Raw genomic sequence first — 5530 nt, 5'->3', positions numbered from 1 at the left:
GGCCAACGCGGCGTCCAGGGCCTGCCAGGACAGGTCATAGCGCACGTGCAGGCGGTCCAACCGATTGGCGGTGCGATAGCCCCAGGCGCCGAATCCGAGCAGCACCAGCAGCAGCAGAACCACGGCGACGACGACCGGAAGGGTCCACCACATCAGCTCGCCACCTGCACTTTGTTCCCGGTGACGGCGACCGTCTCGTAGACCCGCATGATCTGATTGGCCACCACCGGCCAGTCATAGCGGCGCACCGCTTCATCGCCGGCCGCGGCGTAGCGCTTGGCCAGCGCGTCGTTCTCCAGCACCGCGATCAGGCCCTCGGCCAGTGCGGCGCTGTCATCGACCGCCACCAGCCGCCCTGCCTTGCCGTCGCGCAGCACGCGCCGGAACGCGTGCAGGTCGCTGGCCACCACCGGAGTACTGGCGGCCATCGCCTCGACGAGCACGATGCCGAAGCTTTCCCCACCGAGATGCGGTGCGCAGTAGACATCTGCGCTGCGCAGCGCCGACGCCTTGCCGGCGTCGTCGACCAGACCGAGGAAACGCAAGTGACCGGCCAGTCCGCCGACCTTGGCCCGCAGTTCGTCTTCGCTGCCGCGGCCGACGATCAGCACCTGCAGCCCCGGAAAGCGCTCGACCAGGGTGGGCAGCGCATCGACGAGCACGGCCATCCCCTTACGGGGCTCGTCGTAGCGGCCCAGGAACAACACCGTCTTGGCGGGCCGCGGATACCCCTCGAGCAAGGGCGCCGAGGCGATCGCGGCAACGTCGACGCCGTTGGGAATCTCGACCGCGTCCGATCCCAGTGCCTCCATCTGCCAGCGTCGGGCCAAGTCGGACACCGCGATGCGGCCGACGATCTTCTCCTGCATGGGCCGCAGCAGGCCCTGAACTACCGATAGCGTCAGCGATTTGGTGGTCGAGGTGTGAAAGGTGGCCACGATGGGCCCCTCGGCGATCCGTAACGCCCACATCGACAGGCTCGGCGCATTGGGTTCATGCAGATGCAGCACGTCGAAGTCGCCCTCGGTCAGCCAACGCCTGACCTTGCCGTGCACGCTCGGGCTGATCTGCAAGCGGGCCACCGACCCGTTGTAGGGAATCGGCACGGCCCGGCCGGCCGAGACGACGAATTCGGGCAATTTGACCTCGGGCGACGACGGAGCCAGGACGCTGACGTCCTGACCGCGTTCCAGCATTGCCTCGGCAAGCTGCAACACATGCGACTGCACGCCCCCGGGCACGTCGAACGAGTACGGGCACACCATCCCGATCCGCATCAGACTTGCCCCTGATCCCCGGGTTGCTCCGCTCCTGCCCGCCGGATCCCCAATCGGGCCCGTCGCTCGTCGGACAGATCCGCCAGCCACTGCGGCTGGAGCATGTGCCAGTCGGCGGGATGCTCGGCGATGTTGCGGGCGAAAACGTCGGCCAGCGACTGAGTGACGACGCTGACGTCACCACTGCCGCAGTCCAACGGCGGGAAGAACGCGACTCGGCAGTCGTCGCCGTCGTACCAGCAATGCACGGGCAGCAGCGCAGCCCCGGTGGTGATCGCCAGCTTCGCCGAGCCGGCTGGCATCCTGGTCGGCTCACCGAAAAAATCGACCTGGACCCCAGTGCGGCTGAGATCCCGCTCGGCCATCAGACACACAAATTTGTTGTCCTGCAGCCGTTCGCTGAGCAACGGGAACGGTGGCTGCTCACCGCCGGACAGCGGGATCACCTCGAAGCCCAAGCTCTCCCGGTAGTCGATGAACCGCCGGTAGAGCGATTCGGGCTTAAGCCGTTCGGCGACGGTGGTGAATTTGCCGTAGGTCTGGGTCATCCACACGCCGGCCATATCCCAGTTGCCGCTGTGCGGCAACGCCGATACGGCACCGCGCCCGTTGGCCAGCGCCGCATCCAGATGCTCTTGGCCAGTGACACTTTCGGCGAGCCGCTGACCGAGCTTATGGTGATCCATCGTCGGCAACCGGAACGCCTCGCGCCAGTAGCGGGCATAGGACGCCAGCGACGCCCGCATCAGGCTGCCCGGCACGTCTTTCGGCGCGACGCCGATCACGCGGGCGAGATTTTTGCGCAGCTGATCCGGTCCCCCGCTGCGCGACGCATACAGCGCTCCCGCGTCGAATACGTTGCGCGCGGCGAATTCCGGCATGGCGCGCACCGCGAGCCAGCCGGCCGCATAACCCCAGTCGGTCATTCGACTGCCCAGCGAAAGATTGCCCCTACCAGGAAGTTTCAGTCCAGGCAGTTTCAGGCCAGCCGGAACGATCACGGCGCGCCCCTCCCGGGGTTTGCCTGGCCTGGCTTCTCCGGCGGCGGCAGAGGATCAGTCGCGCCGGTCGAGTGTCGCACGGTGTGCAACCGCTGAGCACAGGTGATCATGCTTGCCGCGGCCAGCAACCACATCGCCACCGGCAGCGCCCACGGCAGCGGAAAGATCGGTAGATCTGACAGTCCCGCACCGACGAGCACGATGATCAGCCGTTCCGGCCGCTCGATGACGCCGCCGTCACCGCGCAGCCCACTGGCTTCGGCGCGGGCCTTGGTATAGGAGATCACCTGCGAGGTCACCAAGCAGATCAACGTCGCCACCACCAGCGGCCGGCTATTCAGACCGAATGCCGCCCACCACGCCAGCCCGCAGAACACCGCGCCGTCGCTGATCCGATCGCAAGTGGCGTCCAGCACGGCGCCAAACCTGGTGCCGCCGCCGCTTTCTCGCGCCATCGCCCCGTCGACCAAGTCGAACATCACGAAAAACCAGATCACCAGGGTGCCGGCGAACAGCTGGCCGATAGGAAAGAGCGTCAAGGCCGCCAGCACCGCGGCGGCGGTGGCGATGATGGTGACCCCATCGGCGGTGAAACCGGCGTGCAGAAAGGCCCTCGCCACCGGGTTGGTGACTCGGGCTACTCCCTCGCGGGACAACAGCTTGCTCACGATTGCCCACTCATGATTGCCGGATCCACTCGGTGGCCAGCAGACGTCGGGTGTCACGCAGCAACTGTGGGATCACCTTGGAATCGCCGATGATCGTGATGAAGTTGGCGTCGCCACCCCATCGCGGCACCACGTGCACGTGCAGGTGTTCGGCCAGCGAGCCGCCCGCCGACTGGCCCAAGTTGACCCCGACGTTGAAACCGTGTGGGCGCGACACGTTCTTGATCACGCGAATCGCCTTCTGGATGAACGCCATCAGCTCGCTGCTTTCCGGCTCGGTGAGATCCTCGAGCTCAGAAAGCCGGCGATATGGCACCACCATCAAATGCCCCGGGTTGTACGGGTAGAGGTTGAGCACGGCGTAGACCAGTTCGCCGCGGGCCACGACCAGACCGTCTTCGTCGGACAGCTGCGGGATCTCGGTGAACGGCTCGGCCCGGTCGTCGGTGGATTGCTTCAGCGGCCCGTCGGCCAGGTAACTCATTCGATAGGGCGTCCACAACCGCTGCAGATGGTCGGCTTCACCGACACCCCTGTCGACGATCGAGTCGTCCTCAGCCACGAGTGCTCACCTTGACCAAATCGGCAGTGGGAACGTCATTTTCACGGTCGGCAATCCACTGCTTGATGACGGTTACCGCCTCGTCGCGGGGAACTCCGTTGATCTGCGTGCGATCACCGAACCGGAAACTGACCGCGCCGGCCTCGACGTCGCGGTCACCGGCCAGCAGCATGAACGGCACTCGCTGGTTGGTGTGGTTGACGATCTTCTTGGCCATCCGATCGTCGCTGGCGTCCACCTCAACCCGGATGCCGTGTGACTTCAATTGAGCGGCAACGTCTTCCAGATACGACACATGACCGTCGGCCACCGGAATGCCGACCACCTGAACCGGGGCCAGCCAGGCCGGGAACGCTCCCGCGTAGTGCTCGGTGAGGATGCCGAAGAAGCGTTCGATCGAACCGAACAGCGCGCGGTGGATCAGCACCGGACGCTGCCGCGAACCATCGGCGGCCGTGTACTCGAGGTCGAACCGGTCGGGCATGTTGAAGTCGAGCTGAATGGTCGACATCTGCCAGCTGCGACCCAGTGCATCCTTGACCTGCACCGAGATTTTCGGGCCGTAGAACGCCGCGCCGCCGGGGTCGGGAACCAGATGCAGGCCCGAGCCCTCGGCGACCTCGCTCAGAATCGCGGTCGCATCGTCCCACACCTCGTCGGAGCCGACGTACTTCTCCGGATCCTTGGTGGACAACTCGAGGTAGAAGTCGTTGAGGCCGTAGTCGGCCAGCAGATCCAGCACGAACCGCAACAGCGACGCCAGTTCGTCGCGCATCTGCTCGCGCGTGCAGTAGATGTGCGCGTCGTCCTGCGTCATGCCGCGCACTCGGGTCAGGCCGTGCACCACGCCGGACTTCTCGTAGCGGTACACGGTGCCGAACTCGAACAGCCGCAACGGAAGTTCACGGTAGGAGCGACCGCGCGACCGGTAGATCAGGTGATGCATCGGGCAGTTCATCGGCTTGAGGTAGTAGTCCTGCCCCGGCTTGCGAATGGTGCCGTCCTCGTTGAACTCCGCATCCATGTGCATCGGCGGGAACATGCCCTCGGCGTACCACTCGAGGTGGCCCGAGGTGATGTAGAGCTGCTCCTTGGTGATGTGCGGGGTGTTGACGAACTGGTATCCGGCCTCGGCGTGCTTGCGCCGCGAATAGTCCTCCAGCTCGCTGCGCACGACGCCACCCTTGGGGTGGAAAACCGCCAGGCCCGAACCGATTTCGTCGGGAAAGCTGAACAGGTCCAGCTCGACGCCGAGCTTGCGGTGATCGCGACGCTGGGCTTCTTCGAGCAACTCCAGGTGACGGTCCAGCGCCTCCTGCGATTCCCACGCGGTTCCGTAGATGCGCTGCAAGCTGGCGTTGCTCTGGTCGCCCCGCCAGTAGGCGGCCGAACTGCGAGTGAGCTTGAAGGCCGGGATGTGTTTGGTGGTGGGGATGTGCGGGCCGCGGCACAGGTCACCCCAAACCCGTTCGCGGGTACGGGGATTCAGGTTGTCGTAGGCGGTCAGCTCGTCGCCGCCGACCTCCATGACATCGGGATCGCCGGATTTGTCGTCGACGAGCTCGAGTTTGTAAGGTTCGCCGGCCAGCTCGCCGCGGGCCTGATCCTTCGACTCGTAGACGCGCCGGTCGAACAGCTGCCCCTCTTTGACGATCTGGCGCATGCGCTTTTCCAGCTTGTCCAGGTCTTCGGGCGTGAACGGGTCGGCGACGTCGAAGTCGTAGTAGAAGCCGTCGGTGATCGGCGGCCCGATGCCGAGTTTGGCTGCCGGAAACAGATCCTGGACGGCTTGGGCCAACACGTGCGCGGCCGAGTGCCGAATGACGCTGCGCCCGTCGTCGGTGTCAGCCGCTACCGGGACGACATCGGCGTCGGCGTCGGGAATCCAGCTCAGGTCGCGCAACTTGCCGTCGGCGTCACGCACCACCACGATCGCGTCGGGGGCGCCGCGCCCCGGGAGACCCGCTTCGCGCACGGCGGCCGCCGCGGTCGTCCCGGCGGGCACCCGGATCGGTGCTGCTG

5 protein-coding genes and 1 pseudogene are annotated in these 5530 nt (G+C 65.9%); all 6 read right to left on the bottom strand.

Annotated features, from left to right (window positions below):
• Positions 1–153: pseudogene (locus WAN02_RS27965) on the bottom strand (exopolyphosphatase); the annotation flags it as partial.
• Positions 153–1277 (bottom strand): glycosyltransferase family 4 protein, encoded by a 1125-nt coding sequence (locus WAN02_RS27960; protein ID WP_422268524.1) that lies wholly within the window; start codon positions 1275–1277, stop codon positions 153–155. The gene WAN02_RS27960 and the pseudogene WAN02_RS27965, both read right to left, overlap by 1 nt.
• Positions 1277–2203: a phosphatidylinositol mannoside acyltransferase gene (locus WAN02_RS27955; RefSeq protein WP_422268522.1), complete on the bottom strand. Its 927-nt coding sequence runs from the start codon at positions 2201–2203 to the stop codon at positions 1277–1279. The genes WAN02_RS27960 and WAN02_RS27955 overlap by 1 nt, the downstream gene beginning before the upstream one ends.
• A 71-nt stretch (positions 2204–2274) precedes the next feature.
• Positions 2275–2946, bottom strand: coding sequence for a phosphatidylinositol phosphate synthase (gene pgsA / locus WAN02_RS27950; protein WP_422268520.1), 672 nt, complete (start codon positions 2944–2946; stop codon positions 2275–2277).
• Positions 2947–2956: 10 nt separating this feature from the next.
• Positions 2957–3508: an HIT family protein gene (locus WAN02_RS27945; protein ID WP_422268518.1), complete on the bottom strand. Its 552-nt coding sequence runs from the start codon at positions 3506–3508 to the stop codon at positions 2957–2959.
• On the bottom strand, positions 3501–5530 hold a 2030-nt coding region (gene thrS / locus WAN02_RS27940), incomplete at its 5' end, for a threonine--tRNA ligase (protein ID WP_422268516.1). The genes thrS and WAN02_RS27945, both read right to left, overlap by 8 nt.

The organism is Mycobacterium sp. (assembly GCF_049281135.1).
Classification (GTDB): domain Bacteria; phylum Actinomycetota; class Actinomycetes; order Mycobacteriales; family Mycobacteriaceae; genus Mycobacterium.
Note: the sequence above shows the minus strand (reverse complement) of the source record. Positions and strands in the feature narration are given on the sequence as shown.

Excerpts from the sequence above, each read along its gene's own strand:
- WAN02_RS27960 (WP_422268524.1), bottom strand. The coding sequence starts at position 1,277 with ATGCGGATCGGGATGGTGTGCCCGTACTCGTTCGACGTGCCCGGGGGC.
- WAN02_RS27955 (WP_422268522.1), bottom strand. The coding sequence starts at position 2,203 with ATGACCGACTGGGGTTATGCGGCCGGCTGGCTCGCGGTGCGCGCCATG.